The organism is Paraburkholderia sp. XV, from assembly GCF_020177535.1.
Classification (GTDB): Bacteria; Pseudomonadota; Gammaproteobacteria; order Burkholderiales; family Burkholderiaceae; genus Paraburkholderia; species Paraburkholderia caribensis.
In genome coordinates this window covers 1-20821 of the sequence record NZ_JAGUUD010000066.1, presented here as the reverse complement: position 1 = coordinate 20821, position 20821 = coordinate 1, and the positions used below count along the sequence as shown (strand labels likewise).

Below are 20821 nucleotides of genomic sequence, written 5' to 3'. Positions count from 1 at the left end.
GCGAATGAATGGATGCGCTCGCTCAAAGCAGCGCGGCGAGACGGTCGGCTTCCTTCGCGAACTGCGCGCGTTCGGTCGCATCCAGCGGATCGTTGCCGGGAAGCGCGACCGTCAACGGGTCCTTCGGCACGGAATCGACGTGCACCTCGTAGTGCAGATGCGGACCCGTTGCCCAGCCCGTCGAGCCGACATAACCGATCACCTGGCCGGGATGCACCTGCGCGCCCCGATGCAGGCCTTTCGCGAAGCGCGACAGGTGCGCGAACACCGTCTGATACGGCGGCGGATTGCGCAACACGACCACCTTCCCATATCCCGTCTGCCGTCCGATGAACGCGACCGTGCCACGCGCCGTCGCATGCACGGGCGTGCCGGCGGGCGCGGCGAGATCGACGCCGTCGTGGCTTTGCCAGCGGTGCGTCACGGGGTCGAGCCGACGCAGCGAGAAATCCGACGACACGCGCTCATAGGCGAGCGGATAGCGCGTGAACGCAGGCGCCGTGCTTGCGCCATCCTTTGTGTAGTAGAACGGCTTGCCGTCCAGGTTGCGATACAGAAACAGATCGTGCGAGGTGGTCGCCGTTGCGATGCGCACGGCGAGCGGTGTGCCTGTCGAAGACGCGGGTCCGGGTTGTTCGCCTTCCGGCGGATCGACGATGAGGCTGATCGTGTTGCCAGACTTCAGATCGCGACGAAAGTCGATCTCGCCGGAGAACGCACGCGCGAGCAGCGCGGTGGTGTGGCCATCGAGACCAAGACGCTGCGCCGCTTCCGCAAAGCTGCTCTTGACGGTCGCCGATCTGACGACGGGTTGCGGCGCGGCCTCGACAGCAGAGGCCGTCGATGCAGGCTGCGCACGATGCGTCGTATCGGCGGCCGGGCGGTTCAGCGATGCCGATTGCGCGTCGGGCGTGTCGTCCAGATCAGCGGCATGCTTCGCGCGATCCGGCGAAAAGATCAACGCTGCGCAAACGGAGCTGAGCGCGCACGCCAGAATGACTTTGCCACTACGCGCCGACGGCGCAACGAATGCGGGTAAGGGCATGATCGAAAAAGCAGAGCGAGGGGTACGGCGAGGGCGATTGCGGGAAGCGGAGCATGCGTGCGCGATCGCGCTGACAGACGCGTTGCGTCCAGGTGAGGAGAAGAAGCGGGTGTTGCCGTTATTCGAGCTGCAAGCAGAGCGCAGTAAAAATGACGGCAAACCTGAAGGGCATTTCAAGCGGCATGTAAAAAGTGCGGCGAGGCAGCCTTGCAGTGACAGGCGACGGAGCGGACACCATAGCGGCCGACACTTAAACGAATCTTAAAGGGGCCGTTGACGAACATCAAAACCGCGCGCGATCAGGCTTCGCCCTGTTCGTCTTCGCCGATCACGACAACATGCGCGGACTCGAAACGATAGCGCGGCACGTCGAGATTCTGCGGCGCGGGTTTGTCCTTGAACACGCGGCCAGCGAGGTCATACGTCGAGCCGTGACATGGGCAAAGAAATCCGCCAGGCCAGTCGTCGGGAAGACTCGTTTGCGGGCCCGGCTGAAAACGCGGGCTTGGTGTGCAGCCAAGATGCGTGCATACGCCGACCACCACGAGCAGATTGCCATGCTCCGTGCGCGAGCGAAGCTCGTTGTTGCAGTAGGGCGGCAACGGCATCGAGAAGGGCCGTGTCGTGTGCGGGTCGGCGACGAGCGGATCGGCAGCGCGCACGTCGGCGAGCATGGCTTCGGTGCGATTGACGATGAACACGGGCTTGCCGCGCCATGCCGCCGTCAGCATGTCGCCGGGCTGCAAGCGGCTGATGTCGACGGACACGGGCGCGCCCGCCGCCAGCGCCGAGGCCGATGGTCTGAACGATTCGACGAACGGCGTGGCGACGGCTACGCCCGCCATGCCGCCCGCCACCGATGTCGCGATCATCCATCGGCGGCGCGCTGCGTCGACGGGCGCGTCCGCGTCGGCGCTCATGAGGTGCTCCCTTCAGGGGGCGTCGGCCATACGAACATTGCGCGGACGTGGCCCGACGATTTGACGTCGACGACGCGCTGCTGGGTCTTGCCGTCGTGGCTCGCAGTGACTGTGTAGCGCCCATCCGGAAGCGATGCGAGCATGAATGGTCCGTCCGAAGTCGCATTCAGGAGTGTCTTGCCATTCATGTCGGCGATATGAACGGGAACGTCGGCGAGGTACTCGTTTCCGTGACGCGTCGCGCCCGTGAATTCGAGTGTGAGCGGATAGGTGTGCATGACCTCCTTCAGCGCAGCCGATTGATCGCTGCCGACGCCACCCGAAAGATACGTGACCGCGCCCTGCTGATGAAGGGGCGGCAGATTCGCGGGCGCCGCAAAAGCGACACTGGTTGCGGATTGCGCGAACACGAGCGCGACAGCAACGAGACCTGCCTTGGTGAATGTGTTCATGACGGTTCTCCATCTTGAAGATCAAAGCCGTTCATTGCAGATGCTTTGGAACGGACAGCGTGGAACGCGTGACGCCCGGCGACGCTCAACGAACGTATCGTCTTCGTCCAGGCCGGTGAGCGCCGGACCGGAAGCATTGCGAACGCAACCTTGCCCGTCGATAGACCGGTCGGATGCGCGCAGACGAAGCGCGCAAACGCGTGTGCACAACGCGACATCGCAAGGGTTTGAGATTCAAGGCATTCACGATGCAACCTCAAAGTCTTCGTGTCTGCAATGTAGGCGGCGCGAATTAAAGGAGAATTAAAGCGCGTGCACTAGCCCATCAGTTCGGAAATCTCGATCAGGTTCAGCTGTGACAGCCTGGTCTGCCGCCTTGATCTGCCGCATGCGGCGTTCGAGTTCGAAGATATCGGCGGACGACGAGAGATACGCATCGCGGCGGTGGTGCTCGGCGCGGTCCAGCAGTTCTTCTGTGCGGTCCAACAGTTCGAAGATGATGCGGATGAAGTATGCGAACATGGGTGCTCCTGTTGCGTCGGTTCTCGCACAACCCTGTGCCGAGCGTGCCATTTCGCAGAAGTCCTTATCGGGCGGTCTTGCGCGTTATCCAGATGCCGCCGGAGGAGGCGAAAGTGTTCGGATAGAACCCACTTTCGCCCGGCAACAGTTTGCTTTCACGTGCTTCCATGCGGATAACGGTTTCGCGGAGGCGGCCGTATTCGACGGCACGCCTTGATGCGTGCAGAAAGCCGGTTCATGAACATTCGAGGCAAGGAGAATCCGATTGATGCCGCTGGAAAGACTCGAAGGCTTCGACGACCACGTCGCTTCGCTACTGCAGCAATGGAACGCGCCCGCTGTCGGCGTCGCTGTCGTCGTCGGCGACACACCTGTGCTGACGCGCGGATACGGCTTTCGCGACTATGACAAGCGCTTGCCGTTCGATGCGTCGACGCTCTTTCCCATCGCGTCGAACACGAAGCTGTTCGTCGCGCTGGCGGCGGGCATGCTCGTCGACGAAGGCAAGCTCACCTTCGACAAGCCGCTTTGCCAGCATCTACCGGAACTGCGGTTTCATGACGATATCCTGACGCGCTCCGTCACGCTGCGCGATCTACTCGCGCACCGCACGGGCATCACGCGTCACGACATGATGACGTTCGGCGCAAGGGCGACGTCGAAAGACATATTCGACCGCCTGCACTTGATGAAGCCGAGTGCCGGCTTGCGCGAGACGTTCATCTACAACAACGTGATGTACTACGCGGTGGCGCACGTAATCGAGCGGCTGGGCGGCATCTCATGGACCGAACTGGTTCGCGAGCGCATGCTCGAACCGGCGGGCATGCGCGACACGTCATTTCTCTATTCGGCGCTGCTGGATGAGCCGAATCTGGCCATCGGCTACACCGAGTACCGAAACCGCCGCGAACTGCGCAAGCTCGAGACGACGCGGAAAAACGATCTTCCGTGGCCGTCCGGCAGCATGGTGTCGACGCTCGGCGACATGTCGCGCTGGCTGTCGTTGCTCGTCAACGACGGCAAGGTTGACGACCGGCAAGTGGTATCGAAGACCTTGCTGCGCGAGACAATGGCGCCCGCGATACCGCTGCCGAACCTGGCGCCGGAACTGTATGGCTGGTGGGAATCGCTCAACGGCGCATATGGTTTGGGACGGCAAACGGAAGTGTATCGCGGGCATTTGCTGGCCTCTCATGGCGGCGATATCCGCGGCTTCCATTCGAAGGTCTCGGTCATGCCGAAAGAGCGGATCGGCGTCAGCGTGTTTGTGATCGGCGATCATTGCGCGGCATTGCGCGACGTCGTCCACTATCAACTCTATGAGCGTTTGCTGGGCCTCGAACCGACGCCCTGGAACGAGCGTCTGTTCGGGCTGCTGGAGCCCGCGCGGCAAGCGATGTCGCAGGCGCGTAACAGCCGGTACGACGACCGGATCGGGGACACGAAACCATCCCATCGGCTCGAAGACTACGCGGGCGATTTCGCACATCAAGCCTATGGCACGATTGCGATCGCATTTGAGAACGGCCATCTGCGCCTGAAGTTTCGCGATCAGGATTTGCCGTTGGAGCACTACCACTACGACCGCTTCGACGCCGAAGCAGACGATCCCGAAGACGACGCGCGCTGGCGCATCAACTTTCAGGCGACGCACGAAGGCGATATCGACCGCTTCGTCACGAAGATCGTCGAGAACGAAGTGGTGTTCGTACGCAAGGAGTTTGCTCATGCGCCCGTCTTGTTGCAGCGTTTTTCGGGAACCTACGAAACGGCCGCCGGCCTGTGCGTCGAGGTGTTCATGCGCGACGACGGCACGTTGTGGCTGCGCGTGCCGGGACAGCGTGACGAGCGCTTCATTGCAGCGCGTGATCGCGTGTTTCGCATGGCATCCGCGCCGGGCTCGACCTTCGAGTTCATCGAGCGCGACGGTCAGCTCGTCTCGCTCGATCAGATGACAGGGGCAGGGCGTTTCATTCTTCGCAAGGTGTGACGCGTATATGGACGAGCGTCCCGCTTCCGCTGACAAGCCGGCATCCGGCCCGTCCCGCGTCGGCACCCTGCGGCAGATACCCGGCGGCGTCTGGGTGTTGGGTTGCGTGAGCCTGTTGATGGACATCTCATCGGAGATCGTTCACAGCCTGCTGCCGATGTTCATGCTGGCGGGCCTCGGCGCGAGTGCAACGACGATCGGCTTGATCGAAGGCATCGCCGAGGCCACTGCGCCCATCGTCAAGGTCTTCTCCGGTGCGCTCAGCGATTACCTCGGCAATCGCAAATGGCTCGCTGTCGCGGGTTATGGACTCGGCGCGCTGAGCAAGCCCTTGTTCGCGATAGCGCCGACCCTCGGTCTCGTCGTGACGGCGCGCGTGATCGACCGGATCGGTAAGGGCATTCGCGGCGCGCCGCGCGATGCGCTGGTCGCCGATATCACGCCGCCGCCGCTACGCGGGGCCGCGTTCGGCTTGCGGCAGTCGCTCGATACAGTGGGCGCTGTTCTCGGGCCGTTGCTCGCGGCCGCGATCATGCTGACCTGGGCGAACGACTTCCGGCTTGCGTTCTGGCTGGCCGTCATTCCTGGCGCGCTGGCCGTCGCGTTGCTGGCGGCCGGCATCAACGAACCCACGCGCCAGGCCGGCGCGAAGCGTGTCAATCCGATCCGGCGCGACAGCATGCGCCAACTGGACGGCGCGTACTGGTGGATCGTCGCAATCGGGGCCGCGTTCGCACTCGCGCGCTTCAGCGAGGCGTTTCTCGTGCTGCGTGCGCTGGACAGCGGCGTGCCCGTCGCGCTGGTGCCGCTCGTGATGGTCGCGATGAACGTCGTGTATTCGCTCTCGGCCTATCCGTTCGGCAAGCTCGCGGATTCGACGAGTCATGTCAGGCTGCTGGTTGGCGGGCTGGTGATACTTGGCGTGTCCGATGTCGTGCTTGCGTATGCCGTTCACTGGAGCCTCCTGCTCGCGGGCGTCGCGCTGTGGGGCCTGCATATGGGCATGACACAAGGGCTGCTCGCGACGATGGTGTCGCACAGCGCGCCCGCGCATTTGCGCGGCACGGCGTTCGGTCTGTTCAATCTCGCGAGCGGACTGGTGACGCTGATTTCCAGTGTGATCGCGGGCGCTTTGTGGGACACGATAGGCGCGGCTGCGACGTTCCATGCGGGCGCCGTGTTTTGCGTGGTCACGATCGTCCTGCTGCTCGCACGTCCCGCGCGACGCATCGAGGCCCGCAGCTAAACGGCGCGCGAGAAAGGGGCTTGCGTCGCCTCGCCGTGAAATATGTTGACCAGCCCCGCGCGGCAAACGACAGGTTGTCTGCATGAAAGATTCGCGGACGCAATGGCAACCGGACTGTCAGTAAAAGTTATTACCGCGTCAGCGATAAACGAGGTTCTACCGATTACCCCTTTCATGAGGCTATAAAGCTTGCATAATTATTCGTAACATTAAAATTAGAGTGGCTCTCTTTGTAATGCCGGTTAATGGAAATGGAAGAAGTATGGATTGGTAAAAAAATATCCATGCATATCAATAGGTTGTAGCGATGTTGGGCGGTATTTCCGCACCGCAATTCCGCATCGTTCTTAAACGGAAATTACCTGAAGAAACCTAAAGCAATATTTAGAGCCGTCGTAAACCCCGTCGAGTGGCGGCGCGAAGTACCGAATAGACCGCATTGCCGCTCATGTCGATCTTTCCAGAACCGAAAGGGGTTGAAATGCTTAACATCAATACGAACATCATGTCGCTGACGGCGCAGAACAACCTGGAGGGTTCGCAAAACGCGCTCTCGCAGGCCATCAACCGTCTGTCGTCCGGCAAGCGCATCAACACGGCCGCTGACGACGCAGCGGGTCTCGCGATCGCGACGTCGCAAACGGCATCGATCAATGCGTTGACGCAGGGGGCCGCAAACGCGAACAACGGCATTTCGATGGTGCAGACCACGAACGGCGCGCTGCAATCGATCGTCGACAACCTGCAGCGCATCCGTCAGTTGGCCGTGGAAGCGGGCGACGGCTCGCTCGACTCGAACGCGCTCGCCAATCTGCAGGCAGAAGTGTCGACGCGTCTGACGGAAATCACGCGCGTTGCACAACAGACTACGTTCAACGGTCAGGCCGTGCTGAACGGTGTCGGCTCGGTCAACTTCCAGATCGGCGCGTTCAACGGCCAGCAGATCACTGCGGACTTCGGCACGCAAAGCTGGGACGCGAACTCGCTGGGCATCAGCGGCTTGAGCGTGGCGACGGCTTCGGGCGCGCAAGCGGCCATGAGTTCGATCGATAACGTGCTGACGAGCGTCAACACCTTCCAGGCGACCCTCGGCGCGACGCAGAACACGTTCCAGGCCGCCATTTCGACGACGCAAACGGAAGCGACCAATATGAGCGCCGCCGAATCGCAGATCACCGACGCGGACTTCGCAACGGAAACAGCGAACCTGTCGAAGGCCCAGGTGTTGCAGCAAGCTGGTATCTCGGTACTCGCGCAAGCGAACTCGATGCCGCAGCAGGTGCTGAAACTTCTGCAGTAACGGCAGCGTGCATCCTGTGCTGGGCGAGCAGGATGCACGGTGTCCGCCTTGCAGATCGTCTCTGCGTTCGCCACGGCATGCCTCATCCGCCTAAGGTCTCGAAGGTTCGAGCGACGGATAAAGACGCACGAGCATTGCGTCGAAGGCGTCTCGACAAGAATCGCGAAGACGTGCTCGCGCTCGCGATCAGAACACGAACTGTCCCTCTGCGGCAAACGTGGAGAGCGGATTGCGCGGACTCGGCGTTTCGCGCTTTTGCAGTCCTTCAGGCAGTGAAGACTTGTCGCCGGGGCGGCCGATCGCGATCGCCGCTTCGACGGCATAGTCGTCGGGAACAGCCAGTTCGGCACGGATGCGCTCGCGGTCGATGCCGGCAAGACCATGAGCCTTCCATCCGGACAAACTGGCCTGCAGCGCGAAATAGCCCCATGCTGCGCCCGTATCGAATGAATGGGACGCCAGCGCGACCTCGTCGGTTGCGCCCGGCGGCGTGAATGTCCGTTTCGACAGCACGATCAGAATGGCGGCGGCATGTTGCGCCCAGCCCCGGTTGAACTCGTTGAGAAAGCCGAGAAAGCGGGTCCAGTGCTCCGTATCGCGCCGTGCATAGACAAAGCGCCACGGCTGCGAGTTGTACGAAGAAGGCGCCCAGCGTGCCGCTTCGAGGAAGGTCAGCAGCGACGCTTCCGGAAGCGTGTCTTGCGCGAAGGCGCGCGGCGACCAGCGCTCCAGAAATTGTCTGTCGATGGGATGCTCGGCCGTACGTGAATTGGATGAAGTCATGATGGTGATGTGTCGCGTTTGCTGATCGGAGTTTCGTGCGTGAATCGGGATATTCCGGATCACGACGTTAAGTGGCTATACGTGCGGATCCAAACAATGTTTGCGCATATCGAAAGCATCAATCGTCGATACGCAACGCGCACAGCGCGAAGCGAAGCGCATCGTAGCAACGTCAATTTGCATATATTCAATCGTCGTTTGGAAGACGCGATGGGCGTCGCTAGCATGCAGGAACTTCTGACTTCCTGTTCGACATCCATCATGTCTACCGTCGCTATTCCAACCACTGCGCTGGACTCGTCCGTTGCGCACGACACCACGCGCCCAGCCGTCATCCGGTCCGCGCAGGATGTCTCCCGTATCGTCAATGCAGGCGCGGTGAAGGGCAGCAATGCACGCATCGTCATCGCGATTGCACTAGGCGGGGTGTTTCTCGATGCCTATGATCTGACCTCGCTTGCGTACGGCATCAAGGACATCGCGAAACAGTTCGCACTGTCGCCCGTGCAAGTGGGCTTCGTATCGTCGGCGATTACGTTCGGCGCGATTCTCGGCGCGTTGTTCGGCGGCTATCTGACGGATCGGATCGGCCGCTATCGGGTGTTCATGGCCGACATGCTGTTCTTCGTCGTCGCCGCGATTGCGGCCGGTCTCGCGCCAAACGCATGGGTGCTCGGCGGCGCGCGCTTCCTGATGGGATTCGGTGTCGGACTCGATCTGCCCGTTGCGATGGCGTTTCTGGCCGAATTCTCGCGTGTGGCGGGCAAGGGCAACAAGGCGGCAAGCGTCGCGGCGTGGTGCCCCGCGTGGTATGCCGCGACGAGTACATGCTATCTGCTGATTCTCGGTTTGTACGCGATCCTGCCCGAGCACCAGCTCGGCTGGCTGTGGCGGCTCACGCTCGCATTCGGTGCGGTGCCCGCGATCGTCATCATTCTGGTGCGCAGCCGCTATATCAGCGAATCGCCTGTGTGGGCAGCGAACCAGGGCGACCTGGAAGGCGCTGCGCGCATCCTGAAGCGTTCGTATGGCGTCGATGCCGTCGTCGAACGGACCACGGCGCCCGTCGCACAACCGCGCCGCGCTTCGTGGCGCAACTACGGCGTGCTGTTCAACGCCACCTACCGCCGACGCACGATACTCGCGGCCGTGATCGGCAGTGCGTCGTCGTTCGGTTACAACGCGATCATCTTTGGCTTGCCTGTCATCATCACGAGCTTTTTCGCGCAGGGACCGCTGACGACAATCGTCGCATCGCTCGCGCTCAATCTGTTGTTCGCGTTCGTGGGCGGGCTGATCGGCGTGCGAACCGCACCGACGGTCGGTGCGTGGAAAATGACCGTGCTCGGTCACTCGCTGCAATTCGCGTCGTTGATCGGACTCGCGCTGATCGGTCGTCCGGGCGGCACGGCGCTGGTGGTGGCGGCGATTCTGCTATTGGGCGGTTATCTGTTCGGTCAAGGCTTCGGGCCCGGGTCGCATTCGATGACCTACGCGTCGCTCAGCTACCCGACGTCGCTGCGCGGTATCGGTGTGGGGTTCAATCAGACGCTCGTGCGCACGGCATCGACGATCTCACTGTTTCTGTTCCCGGTGCTGGCAGGCGCGCTCGGCACGAAGGTGTTCTGGGTCATCGCGATTGCTCCGCTGACGTCGCTGCTGGTGCTGCTCGCGATCCGCTGGGAACCGTCTGGTTACGATATCGACGGCGAGGACTATGCGAGCGTGCCGTCCGTGACAGGGCGGGCGGACGCCTGAGGGCCGGTTCATTCATCGGCGGTGCGTTGCAAAGCATTGCACAAATGCTTGTTTGTGCAATGCGCCGCCACTGACTAGATTCGATGAATATGCCACGAGCAGGAGGATGCATCATGTCGATGAACCTCGCATCGTTTTATCGTCAGGCCGTATTTCATCCGTTCCAGGCTGTCCGTCATCGGTTGCAGGCGCGCTCCGCCTACGCCGCCGAAGCACGCACGGGCCCGCAGCTGGAGCACTCGCCTTGCGATGCGGGAGAACGCCTCGAGCGTATCGCCGTCTATGCGCGTGCGGGCTACTTCAATATGGGCTACACGTTCGAGATGTTTCATGTGATCGGCGAAATCGCGCCGGACTAGTTGAGCCGCGGGCTTGCATGGAGCGTAAGCAATGAGCGATATCGTCGTCGAACAGCCAGCCGTTGTCGAAGCCGCGTTGAACTATCTCGTCGCGACGGGAGAAAAGCCCGCCACGTATGCGTATGAGCCGCCTGCAGGCGAGCCGCAGCGCAGCGGCGTGTATCGAACGCAGCGCGTGAGCATCGTCAATGCGCGCGTGTCGCCGCCGCCGGGTGGCCTGTCGCTGGACCGCAATGGCTTCGAGCTGCGGCAGCACGCGAGTGCGCTCAGCGATTTCTCGGACCCTGCCGCGATCGAACGGGTTTACTACCCTGAGGCGGAAGCGCTGCTCAAACGCTGGACGGGCGCGAAGCGCGCCGTCATCTTCGATCACACGCTTCGCGACGGCCAGGCGGCGCGAGCGAGCGGTGTACGCGAACCTGTCAAATTCATTCACAACGATCAGACATTCGTCTCGGGTCCGCGCCGCGTGCGCGATCATCTGCCGCCGCATGAAGCGCAAGCATTGCTGAAAGGCAGGGTCGCGATCGTCAACCTGTGGCGTCCTGTCGGATCGACGGTCGAGTCGTCGCCGCTCGCATTGTGCGATGCGCGCAGTATCGCGCTGACCGATCTCGTGCCGTCGGATCTGATCTATCCGGACAAGGTCGGCGAGACGTATGCATTCGTTTTCAATCCGCGGCACCGCTGGTACTACTTTCCGTTGATGACGCCGGAGGAGGTCCTGCTGCTGAAAATCTACGATTCCGCGGGCGACGATATCGCACGGCTGACGGCGCATACCGCATTCGACGATCCGTCGTCGCCGCCCGATGCCAGGGCGCGCCGCAGTATCGAACTGCGCTCGTTGCTGTTCTTCTGAGCTTGCGCGAGCACCCGGACGACGTCGATCATCCGTCGCTAACCTCGTTCACGACCTGAAGCGTGTGGACGTCGACGACGCCACCCCGCAAAACAAAACCATCACGATCGCTTAAGCTTCCTCTGGCGCGTCGGTGTGTTCGTCCCGTTTGAGTGCCTGCCACGTCGCATAAGGAGGTGTCCATGACGCATGGCAATGCTCAGCCTGCCGAAAGCAGTTTTTTCCCCGGCTTCGCAAGACTCGACGTTGATACGGATGACGTGTCGTTCAGTGGCGTGACAGGCGGCTCCGGCCCGCCCGTCGTGCTGTTGCATGGCTATCCGCAAACCCACATCGCGTGGCGAAAAATTGCGCCGAGGCTCGCGCAATCCCACACGGTCATCGTGCCCGACTTGCCGGGATACGGCGACAGCCGCACGCGAAACGACCAGCCGCGATGGACCAAACGGCGCGTTGCACAAGCGCTCATTGGCTTGATGGATCGTCTGGGGCATGAACGGTTCGCCGTGGCCGGGCATGACCGTGGCGCGCGCGTCGGATACCGGCTGGCGCTGGATCACGCCGCGCGCGTAGCCGCCTACGCTTCGCTGACGGTCATCCCCACGCTGGACGCGTTTGCGGATGTGGATAGAACCTTCGCGCTGAATGCGTGGCACTGGTTCTTTCTCGCGCAACCTTTCGATCTTCCGGAGCGCATGCTCGACGCGGACCCCGACGCGTTCATCGATGCGGCACTGTCGAAGATGGCAGGCGGACTCGACGCGATCGACCCGCTAGCACTCGATGCCTACCGCGCTGCGTTTCGCAAGCCCGAAGTGCGTCATGCCATCTGCGAGGACTACCGTGCCGCGACGGCAGAGGACCTTCAGTACGACACCGCCGATTTCGCGGCAGGGAAGAAGCTCGCATGCCCAGTACTGGTGCTGTGGAGCGAGCGGGAGCAGAGAGCACGAAAGACGCTGCCCATCGACGTGTGGTCGAAATGGGCCGCGCGCGTGACGGGACGGTCGCTGCCAGGCGGTCATCTGCTGCCCGAGGACGCGCCGGACGAGGTGCTGTCAGCGCTAGTGCCGTTTCTTGCCGAAGCATGGTAGCTATCTGACATGCGCTGGGGGCCATGCGTCCTGGCCGCTGCGATAGCCGGAAGCGCCCGTCGTCGTGCGTTGCGCGGTTCAGGATGCGGGTCCGCCCGACACGATCAGATCGGCGTTGACGCGATACCGTCCAGCAGCGCATCTCGCAGTGCGTCCATCGCGGGATCGCGGAGATTTCGGGGCCGTGGCGCGGCGACGTGAATCTCGCGCGCGATGTGGCTTGGCCCGTCATTGCCCGGCGGCGACAGCAATAGAACACGATCGGACAGAAGAAGCGCTTCGTCCAGATCGTGCGTGACGAGCAGGATGGTCGTTCCGTGCGAGTGCGCGAGCGCAAGCAGGACACGCTGAAGCCGCGAGCGCGTGATGGCGTCGACGGCGCTGAACGGTTCGTCGAGCAACAGCAGGTCCGGTTCCCCGAAAAGTCCGCGCGCGAGGGCGACACGCTGGGCCATGCCGCCCGACAGCTGTTTCGGCAACGCGTCGCGCACACCCGACAGACCCACTTCCGCCAGTAAGGTATCGACGCGCGGATCGTGTCCCTGCCGAGGGCCGGCGGCGAACGCGACATTGTCGGCCACACTGAGCCAGGGCAGCAGCCGTTGCTCCTGAAAGATCATGCCGATCCTGTCGGATGGGCCGCGCTGCGAATGCTGCTCCAGCAGCACAGTACCTTCCGAGTGTCTGTCGAGGCCTGCAATGGCCCGCAGCAGCGTGCTTTTTCCACATCCGCTCGGGCCGACCAGACTGACGATCTCGCCGCGTGCCAGTTCGAACGACACCTGTTCGAATACCGTGCGCGGCCCGAAGCGCCGCGCGAGGCCGCGCACTTGCAGCAAGGGGGCGGAATGCGGGCTCATGGCGCGTCTCCCGAGACGTGGCGCGCATCGCGCCAGGACAACACGCGCGTTTCGATCAGCTTGAACGCGCCGTCGCTCAGTTTGCCGAGCAACGCCAGCAGCAGGATGGCGCCGAACACGAGATCGGGTCTGCCCGTCTCGCGGCCGTCGCTGAGCAGATAGCCGAGGCCGCGCGTTGCGGCGATCAGTTCGGCGGCGACCATGAACATCCACGCAAGGCTCAGTCCCGTGCGCAGTCCCGTGAAGATCTGCGGCATCGACGCGGGCAGCAGAATGCGCGCGAACATTGCACGCGGCGTCAGCCGGTTGAGTTCGCCGAATTCGATCAGCTTGCGGTCGACACCGTGAATGCCGGCGACCACGCTGAGTTGCACGGGAAAGAACGCGCCAATCGCGATGAGCGTGATCTTGGGCGCTTCGTCGATGCCCATCCACAGCAGCAGGATCGGCACCCATGCGAGCGAAGGAATCGCGCGCAGTGCCTGAAACGCAGGGTCGAGCAACGCATCGACGCGGCGGCTCAGTCCCATCGCCGCGCCGATCAGCAACGCGAGCGCCGAGCCGAGTGCGAAGCCCGCATACACCCGCGCGACGCTTGCGCCGATGTGTCGTGCCACGCGTGCGCCGCCGAGATCCCACAGCGTTTGCGCGATCGTGCTGGGAGCCGGGACGAGATGCATCGGCAGCACGGACGCGCGCACCAGCGCTTCGATCAACGCGAGAAAGACCACGGGCAACAAATACCCTGCGTAGCGCCATAAGCGCATGGCGTCGCGGGGTTGTTTGCGCAATGTACGTTCGCTTGCGGCCCGCGCGTGTGAATCGCGCGTGTCGAGCGCGAGTGTCTGTTCAGTGGCGGCCATGATTCAAGCCTGCGCCAGTGCAGGTTGCTCGCATGAGTGGAGTTGCGTGCGAATCATTTTGCGCCATTGCTCGCGATGACAGGCTGCGCGATTTTCGGATCGATCAGCGCGTCGATGACCTGATTGAGATCGGTGCCGCTTTTCACCAGCTGTTCATCGACGAGAATCGGCGCCGCTGCCTTGAGCGCAGTGATCTGTTGCGCGCCGGGCTGCGGACGGCTGAAGTCGTTGCGGCTCAGTTGCAGCTTCGCGACCGCGAGCGAAACCTTCGATTCCTCCGAGACGATCTTCGCCGTATCGTCGGGATGCGCGGCGATCCACACTCGTGCTTTTTCATAAACCTTCAACACGCGGGCCAGTTGCTCCGGATGCTCGCGGATGAAGTCCTCGCGTGCATTGAGCAGGCCCCACGTGTTGAAATCGACATTACGGTAAAGCAGGCGCGCGCCATCGTCGATCTGCGCGGCGGCCATGTGCGGATCGAGCCCCGCCCACGCATCGACCTGGCTGTTCGCGAGCGCCGTGCGGCCGTCCGGATGCTGCAGATTCACGATTTCCACGTCGTCGCGCGAGAGGCCCACGGTGTGCAGCGCGCGCAAGGTGAAGAGGAAAGGATCGGTGCCCTTGGTGGCGGCAATCTTCTTGCCTTTGAGATCGGCGAGACTCTTGATGGGCGAATCCTTGCGCACGACGAGGGCCGTCCATTCAGGCCGGGAAAACACATACACCGCACGGATCGGATTGCCGTTTGCCTTGCCGAGCACAGCGGCGAGACCCGCTGTCGAGCCGATATCGACCGCGCCGCTATTCAGATACTCGAGTGCGCGGTTGCTTCCCAGGCTCAGTACCCACTTGACCTGCGTATGATCGGCGGCGAACTCCTGTTCCAGCCAGCCATTGCGTTTGATGACGAGGCTTTCCGGCGAGTAATACGCGTAGTCGAGCTTCAGTTCGGCGAGCGGCGCGGCCTGCGTGCTCCCGAAATAGCACAGCGCCAGCGCGGCGGCCGCCGTCGTCATGATGTTGCGCAGAACGTGTGCGCGGCGCGCGCGTGCGAAGAATGCAAAGCCCCGAACCGATGCCATCGATGGTCCTTATGGTCACGTGTGATTTGAGCTTCAATGTAACGAAGCCGATCGCATCTGCGAACCAATTAAAGTTCAGAATCAAAGCAGTCCTGGCGCTATTGCAGAAGCGGATTTCTGTTTTAGCAGACAATGTGGTGCATCATTCGCAGTGGCGGTTCGGGTGTTAAGAAGAAATTCGCATAAGCATTCAAGCACTCGTTGGTAGGTCTTGTCGTCGTGGCTTTCTTAAACTTGCCCGTTATCTTCTCGACTCTGCATACCATGTCAGCACACGTTGAATCCAATCCCGCTTCGCCGCTCCAGGCCGCGCAGGCGCTTACGCGGCAACTTGCCGCGAGCGCAGTCGAACGCGATGAAAGGGGCGGCACGCCCAAGGCCGAGCGCGACGCGATCCGGGCGAGCGGCCTGCTGTCGCTGTCGATTCCCCAGCAATACGGTGGAACGGGCGCAAGCTGGGCGCAGACGCTCGATGTCGTCAGGACCTTCGCGCGAGTCGACAGTTCGATTGCGCATGTGTTCGGATTCCATCATCTGCTGCTCGCCACCGTGCGGCTGTTCGGACGTCCGGATCAATGGGAGCCGTGGTTCGAGCAGACCGCGCAGAAGAACTGGTTCTGGGGCAACACGCTGAACCCGTTGGATACGCGCACCGTGGTGCAACGCGTCGACGACGCCTACGAATTCTCCGGCAAGAAGAGCTTTTGCTCAGGGGCACTGGATTCCGACATGCTGGTCGCGTCGGGGCTGGACGCCGTCAGCCGAAAATTACTGATCGCGGCAATACCCACTTCCCGTTCGGGTATCACGTTGAATCACGACTGGAACAGCTTCGGGCAGCGGCAAACGGATAGCGGCAGCGCGCTCTTCGAGCATGTGCGCGTGGCAGAAAGCGAGCTGCTGCTGGAGCCTGGCCCATTGAGCACGCCGTTCGCGTGTCTGCGTCCGTTGTTGGCCCAATTGATTTTCACGCAGATGTTCCTCGGCATCGGCGAGGGCGTGTTTGCGGAGATGAAGCACTACACACGGAACGAATCGCGCCCCTGGTTCAAGTCGCCGGCGGAGCAGGCCAGCAAGGACCCCCATACGCTGCGCCACTACGGCGAGTTCTGGGTCGGGCTGGAAAGCGTCCGTTTGCTCGCCGGGCGCGCGGTGCAACTGTTCGACGAGGCCTGGGCGCGCGGCGCGGAACTCGACGAGACAACGCGCGGACACGTCGCCGTTGCAATCGCGACGGCCAAAGTTGCCGCCACGCGCATCGGTCTCGATCTGAGCACCCGCCTGTTCGAGGTGGCGGGTGCGCGCGCCACGCACGGCGCGCTGCGGCTCGACCGGTTCTGGCGCAATCTGCGCACGCAAACGCTGCACGATCCCGTCGACTACAAATTGCAGGAACTGGGCGAGTGGGCAGTCAACGACGAACTGCCCACGCCATCGTTCTATTCCTGAAGAGTCGATGCTGCCGTCCGTGTTCGAAAACCGGAACCTGTCATAAGCAATGTCAAATTCGATAGTAGGCCAGGCTCGCCTGGGCTGATCCAATACAGGATTGGCCCTGTCCGCAGCGAGCCGCGACGGTTGCGTCGCGAGCGTAGGGCTTTACCCGTTCGTATGAGCCACCATGTCTATAGTCGACTCCTCCCTGGCCGCAACGCAATTGCCGCGGCGGCCGGACCCCGCGCGCGTGAAGCGCATCGCCGACGATTCCGGGGCGCTCGCAGCCGCCCATGCGCTAGCGGCTCTCTTCGCACGCGGTGCGGCTGAGCGCGATCGCCAGCGCATTCTGCCTTGGGCCGAACTCGATCTTTGGTCCGAAAGCGGACTGGGTGCGATCACGGTGCCGGCTCAATACGGCGGCGCGGACGTATCGTTCGCGACGCTGGCCGAAGTGTTCGTGATTCTTTGCAGCGCCGATCCTGCGTTGGGCCAGATTCCGCAGAATCATTTCGGCGTGTTGGGTGTGTTGCGTGAAATCGGTACGCCGGCGCAGAAAGCGCGCCTGTATGGCGAAGTGCTGACGGGTCATCGGCTCGGCAATGCGGGCCCCGAACGGCGCTCGGCCGCTGCGTCCACGGTGTTGCAGGGCACGACGCGGCTGCGCGCGACAGCAGACGGGCTGCGTCTCGACGGCAAGCGTTTCTATTCCACCGGCGCGCTGTTCGCTCACCGTGTGCCCGCGCGTGCGACCGACGATGCAGGACATGCCGTCCAGGTCTGGGTGCCGCGCGACGCGCCGGGTCTCACGGTGATCGACGACTGGAGTTCGTTTGGTCAACGCACGACAGCGAGCGGCACGGTGATCTTCGACAACGTAGCCGTCGATCCGCAGGATGTGCTGCCGATCTGGCAGCTCGCCGACCGTCCCGGCCTGTTCGGGCCGACGTCGCAGCTGATCCAGGCAGCCATCGATCAGGGCATTGCCGAGGCAGCGGTAGCCGATGCCCTTGCCTTCGTGCGCGAGCGTGCGCGGCCGTGGATCGATTCGGGTCTGGAGCGCGCGACGGACGATCCCTACATCATCGCCGACGTCGGCCGCCTGCAGATCGAATTGCACGCCGCACGCGAGGTGTTGCTGGAGGCAGGCCATACGCTCGATGCCGTCGCTGCCGCGCCCATCGATGCCGAGGCCAGCGCGCGGGCGTCCGTTGCGGTCGCGGAGGCCAAGGTGCTGACCACACGCATTGCCCTCGAAGCAAGCGAGAAGCTGTTCGAGCTGGCGGGTTCGGCCTCGACTCGCGCCGTCCATCAACTCGATCGTCATTGGCGCAATGCGCGCACACATACGCTGCACGACCCGGTGCGCTGGAAACTGCATCTGCTGGGCAACTATCACCTGAATCATGTGCTGCCTGCGCGGCATTCGTGGAACTGAAGCATGAGCCTCGATATTTCTGAAGAGACGCGCGATACCACGCGCACCGGTCGGGTGATGCCCGACCGCATTGCCGACGACGCGCACGCGCTGCGTATCGCAAAGCAACTCGCTGAGGCGTTCGCCCCCGATGCAGCATTACGCGATCGCGAGCGGCGTTTGCCGTGGGCCGAGCTTGACGCGTTCGTGGCGAGCGGGCTGTGGGGCATCACCGTGCCGCGCGACTTCGGCGGCGCGGGCGTGAGCAGCGGGACGCTCGCGGAAGTGACCGCGACGATTTCCGCGGCAGACGGCTCGCTCGGCCAGATTCCGCAAAATCATTACTACGCGCTCGAAGTGCTGCGCGTCGGCGGCAGCAGCGAACAGCAGCGCTTTTTCTACGATCGCGTACTGGCTGGCGAGCGCTTCGGCAACGCGCTCGCCGAAACCGGCCACAAGGACTTCAAACGCCGCACGCGGCTGGCGCGCACGGCGGCCGGCTGGCATATCGACGGCCGCAAGTTCTATTGCACGGGTGCACTGTACGCGCACTGGATTCCCACGCTGGTGATCACGGAGGAGAAAGGGCGCGACATCACGTGGCTCGCTTTCGTGCCGCGCGACGCCGACGGCGTCGAGGTGATCGACGACTGGGATGGCTTTGGTCAGCGTGTCACGGGCAGCGGGTCGGTGCAGTTCAATCACGTGCGTGTCGAGCCGGAATGGGTCGTTCCGTTTCAGGCATCGTTCGAGCGTCCGACGACGATCGGACCGCTCGCGCAGATCATTCACGCGGCGATCGATCTCGGCCAGGCGCGCGGCGCGTTCCAGGCCGCATTGCAGTTCGTGCGTGAGCATTCCCGACCGTGGATCGACGCAAAGATCGCGCGCGCCGCCGACGACCCGCTGACCATCGCGCAGTTCGGCGACCTCGCAGTGCGCCTGCGCGCGGCGCAGGCATTGCTGCGCCGCGCGGCACGCTTTGTCGATGCCGCGCAGGCCGGGCCGACGGAGCGCTCGGTGGCGCAGGCATCGGTTGCCGTCGCGGAGGCGCGTGCGCTCACCACGACCGTATCGCTGGATGCGGGCTCGCGTCTGTTCGAACTCGCCGGTACTTCCGCGACGCTCGATGGTCTGGGGCTCGACCGTTTCTGGCGCAATGCCCGCACGCATACGCTGCACGATCCGGTGCGCTGGAAGTATCACGCGGTAGGCAACTACTATCTCAACGACACGCTGCCGCCCCGGCATGGAGCCTTGTAATGGCGAGGAAACAGATTCTGCTCAACGCGTTCAATATGAATTGCGTGGGTCATATCAACCATGGGTTGTGGACGCATCCGCGCGACCGGTCGACCGACTACCGCCTGTTGCCGTACTGGACCGATCTCGCTCGCACGCTGGAGCGCGGATTGTTCGATGGTCTCTTTCTGGCCGACATCGTCGGTGTGTACGACATTTATCAGCGCAACGTCGACGTGACCTTGCGCGAGTCGATCCAGTTGCCCGTCAACGATCCCTTGCTGCTTGTTTCGGCGATGGCTGCCGTGACGGAGCATCTGGGCTTCGGGGTGACCGTCAATCTCACTTATGAACAGCCGTATCTGCTCGCACGCCGTTTCTCGACGCTCGATCATCTGACACAAGGGCGCATCGGCTGGAATATCGTCACGGGGTATCTCGACAGCGCGGCGCGCGCGATGGGGCTGAGCGAGCAGCTTCCGCACGACGAACGCTACGAGCGCGCGGACGAATATCTCGAAGTGCTCTACAAGCTGTGGGAAGGCAGTTGGGAAGCGGATGCCGTGCGGCGCGACAAGGGCGCGCGGGTGTATGCCGATCCCGCGAAGGTGCATAAGGTTCGGCATGCGGGGCGATACTACGACGTCGAAGGCTACCATCTTGCGGAGCCGTCGCCGCAACGCACGCCTGTGCTCTTTCAGGCAGGGAGTTCCGGGCGTGGTCAACGTTTTGCAGCGCGTCATGCCGAATGTGTGTTTATTTCGCCGCCGAACCGGAATGCTGCGCGAGAAACGGTGAAGGCGCTGCGAGAGCAGCTTGTGCTTGCCGGTCGCCGGCCGGACGACGTTAAGGTGTTTGCCGGAGCGGCCGTTGTTGCGGGCACTACTGAGCGTGAAGCACGTGAGAAGTATGCGGACTATTTGCGATATGCGAGCCGTGAAGCGGGGCTTGCGCATTTTGCTGCCAGTACTGGCATTGACTATGCGCAATACGATCTTGACGAGCCTGTCGATTATGCGCCTGGCAATGCCATCGAGTCCGCGACGCGGACGGCGAAGCAGCATGGGTGGACGCGGCGGAAGTTGCTCGAGATGTTCGAGTTGGGCGGGAGGTATCCGGCGATTGTGGGCAGTGCTGCCCAGGTCGCGGATGAGTTGCAGGGCTGGATCGAGGAGACCGGGATTGATGGCTTCAATCTGAGCCGGACGGTTGTGCCGGAAAGCTATGAGGACTTTATTGATCTCGTTGTGCCTGAGTTGCAGAGCCGGGGTCTTTATAAGACTGCGTATGGGGATGGGTCGTTGCGGAACAGGCTGTTCGGGGAGGGGGATTGTTTGCCTGCGCGGCATGCGGGGGCGGGGTTTAGGAGGGGGGCGGCGTAGTCGTTGCCGTTTGGTGTTTTTTTTGGCCTTTTCGGCCTTTGCGCAGGCATCTGCGGATTGGCTTTTTGCTTTGCGCTGGCGTCCGCGGTTTGCTTTTGCTTTCGCTGGCATCCGCGAATTGTCTTTTCGCTGGCATCCGCGATTCGTTAGCGTGCTCCACGCGTCGCCCCTGTGCGGGGCGGCACCTACTTTTCTTTGCCGCCG

19 protein-coding genes are annotated in these 20821 nt (G+C 62.7%); 11 read left to right on the top strand and 8 right to left on the bottom strand.

From position 1 onward, the window contains the following. Positions 1 to 22: 22 nt before the first annotated feature. The 4 genes from KFO72_RS26325 to KFO72_RS26310 form a co-directional block, all read right to left on the bottom strand. On the bottom strand, positions 23 to 1045 hold the full coding sequence (locus KFO72_RS26325) for a M23 family metallopeptidase (RefSeq protein WP_225033382.1): 1023 nt from the start codon (positions 1043 to 1045) through the stop codon (positions 23 to 25). A gap of 299 nt (positions 1046 to 1344) precedes the next feature. Further along, positions 1345 to 1965 (bottom strand): ubiquinol-cytochrome c reductase iron-sulfur subunit, encoded by a 621-nt coding sequence (gene petA / locus KFO72_RS26320; protein ID WP_225033381.1) that lies wholly within the window; start codon positions 1963 to 1965, stop codon positions 1345 to 1347. After that, positions 1962 to 2417 (bottom strand): carboxypeptidase-like regulatory domain-containing protein, encoded by a 456-nt coding sequence (locus KFO72_RS26315; protein ID WP_054931862.1) that lies wholly within the window; start codon positions 2415 to 2417, stop codon positions 1962 to 1964. The genes petA and KFO72_RS26315 overlap by 4 nt, the downstream gene beginning before the upstream one ends. A 303-nt stretch (positions 2418 to 2720) precedes the next feature. Further along, positions 2721 to 2939 (bottom strand): DUF3563 family protein, encoded by a 219-nt coding sequence (locus KFO72_RS26310; RefSeq protein ID WP_225033380.1) that lies wholly within the window; start codon positions 2937 to 2939, stop codon positions 2721 to 2723. Positions 2940 to 3207: 268 nt separating this feature from the next. Between KFO72_RS26310 and KFO72_RS26305 the strand changes: the two genes are divergently transcribed. From KFO72_RS26305 to KFO72_RS26295, 3 genes are all read left to right on the top strand, one after another. After that, complete coding sequence (locus KFO72_RS26305) at positions 3208 to 4932, top strand: serine hydrolase (protein ID WP_225033379.1); 1725 nt, start codon at positions 3208 to 3210, stop codon at positions 4930 to 4932. Positions 4933 to 4939: 7 nt separating this feature from the next. Next, the gene (locus KFO72_RS26300) at positions 4940 to 6178 is read left to right on the top strand and encodes an MFS transporter (RefSeq protein ID WP_225033378.1); all 1239 of its coding nucleotides are present in this window, start codon (positions 4940 to 4942) and stop codon (positions 6176 to 6178) included. Positions 6179 to 6659: 481 nt separating this feature from the next. Beyond that, positions 6660 to 7478 (top strand): flagellin domain-containing protein, encoded by an 819-nt coding sequence (locus tag KFO72_RS26295; RefSeq protein ID WP_035995499.1) that lies wholly within the window; start codon positions 6660 to 6662, stop codon positions 7476 to 7478. Between the two features lie 186 nt (positions 7479 to 7664). Here the strand turns inward: KFO72_RS26295 and KFO72_RS26290 are convergent, their stop codons facing one another. Next, complete coding sequence (locus KFO72_RS26290) at positions 7665 to 8261, bottom strand: nitroreductase family protein (RefSeq protein ID WP_054931866.1); 597 nt, start codon at positions 8259 to 8261, stop codon at positions 7665 to 7667. A gap of 261 nt (positions 8262 to 8522) precedes the next feature. Between KFO72_RS26290 and KFO72_RS26285 the strand changes: the two genes are divergently transcribed. From KFO72_RS26285 to KFO72_RS26270, 4 genes are all read left to right on the top strand, one after another. Beyond that, on the top strand, positions 8523 to 10019 hold the full coding sequence (locus KFO72_RS26285) for an MFS transporter (RefSeq protein ID WP_225033377.1): 1497 nt from the start codon (positions 8523 to 8525) through the stop codon (positions 10017 to 10019). Positions 10020 to 10132: 113 nt separating this feature from the next. Beyond that, positions 10133 to 10378, top strand: a complete 246-nt coding sequence (locus KFO72_RS26280; protein WP_224100553.1) for a hypothetical protein — start codon at positions 10133 to 10135, stop codon at positions 10376 to 10378. A gap of 31 nt (positions 10379 to 10409) precedes the next feature. Continuing rightward, positions 10410 to 11240, top strand: a complete 831-nt coding sequence (locus KFO72_RS26275; RefSeq protein WP_054931868.1) for a CmcJ/NvfI family oxidoreductase — start codon at positions 10410 to 10412, stop codon at positions 11238 to 11240. Positions 11241 to 11422: 182 nt separating this feature from the next. Next, positions 11423 to 12334: an alpha/beta fold hydrolase gene (locus KFO72_RS26270; RefSeq protein ID WP_225033376.1), complete on the top strand. Its 912-nt coding sequence runs from the start codon at positions 11423 to 11425 to the stop codon at positions 12332 to 12334. A gap of 104 nt (positions 12335 to 12438) precedes the next feature. Here KFO72_RS26270 and KFO72_RS26265 read toward each other — a convergent pair whose 3' ends face one another. Genes KFO72_RS26265 through KFO72_RS26255 form a run of 3 tightly spaced genes read right to left on the bottom strand, consistent with a single transcriptional unit; the run spans position 12439 to position 15142 of the window. Further along, positions 12439 to 13194 (bottom strand): ABC transporter ATP-binding protein, encoded by a 756-nt coding sequence (locus tag KFO72_RS26265; RefSeq protein WP_225033375.1) that lies wholly within the window; start codon positions 13192 to 13194, stop codon positions 12439 to 12441. Next, a complete protein-coding gene (locus KFO72_RS26260) occupies positions 13191 to 14057 on the bottom strand; it encodes an ABC transporter permease (RefSeq protein ID WP_225033374.1) in 867 nt (288 codons plus the stop codon). Before KFO72_RS26260 ends, KFO72_RS26265 begins: the two co-directional genes overlap by 4 nt. Positions 14058 to 14110: 53 nt before the next feature. Beyond that, positions 14111 to 15142, bottom strand: coding sequence for an aliphatic sulfonate ABC transporter substrate-binding protein (locus KFO72_RS26255; protein ID WP_225033373.1), 1032 nt, complete (start codon positions 15140 to 15142; stop codon positions 14111 to 14113). 264 nt (positions 15143 to 15406) lie between these two features. On the opposite strand from KFO72_RS26255, the gene KFO72_RS26250 reads away from it, so the two are divergent. The 4 genes from KFO72_RS26250 (at position 15407) to KFO72_RS26235 (ending at position 20617) form a co-directional block, all read left to right on the top strand. Next, the gene (locus KFO72_RS26250; RefSeq protein WP_225033372.1) at positions 15407 to 16591 is read left to right on the top strand and encodes an acyl-CoA dehydrogenase family protein; all 1185 of its coding nucleotides are present in this window, start codon (positions 15407 to 15409) and stop codon (positions 16589 to 16591) included. 172 nt (positions 16592 to 16763) lie between these two features. Next, a complete protein-coding gene (locus tag KFO72_RS26245; RefSeq protein ID WP_062917783.1) occupies positions 16764 to 18014 on the top strand; it encodes an SfnB family sulfur acquisition oxidoreductase in 1251 nt (416 codons plus the stop codon). A 3-nt stretch (positions 18015 to 18017) separates the two neighbouring features. Beyond that, complete coding sequence (locus KFO72_RS26240; protein ID WP_060607485.1) at positions 18018 to 19256, top strand: SfnB family sulfur acquisition oxidoreductase; 1239 nt, start codon at positions 18018 to 18020, stop codon at positions 19254 to 19256. Further along, a complete protein-coding gene (locus KFO72_RS26235) occupies positions 19256 to 20617 on the top strand; it encodes an LLM class flavin-dependent oxidoreductase (protein ID WP_054931876.1) in 1362 nt (453 codons plus the stop codon). Before KFO72_RS26240 ends, KFO72_RS26235 begins: the two co-directional genes overlap by 1 nt. Positions 20618 to 20821: the final 204 nt, after the last annotated feature.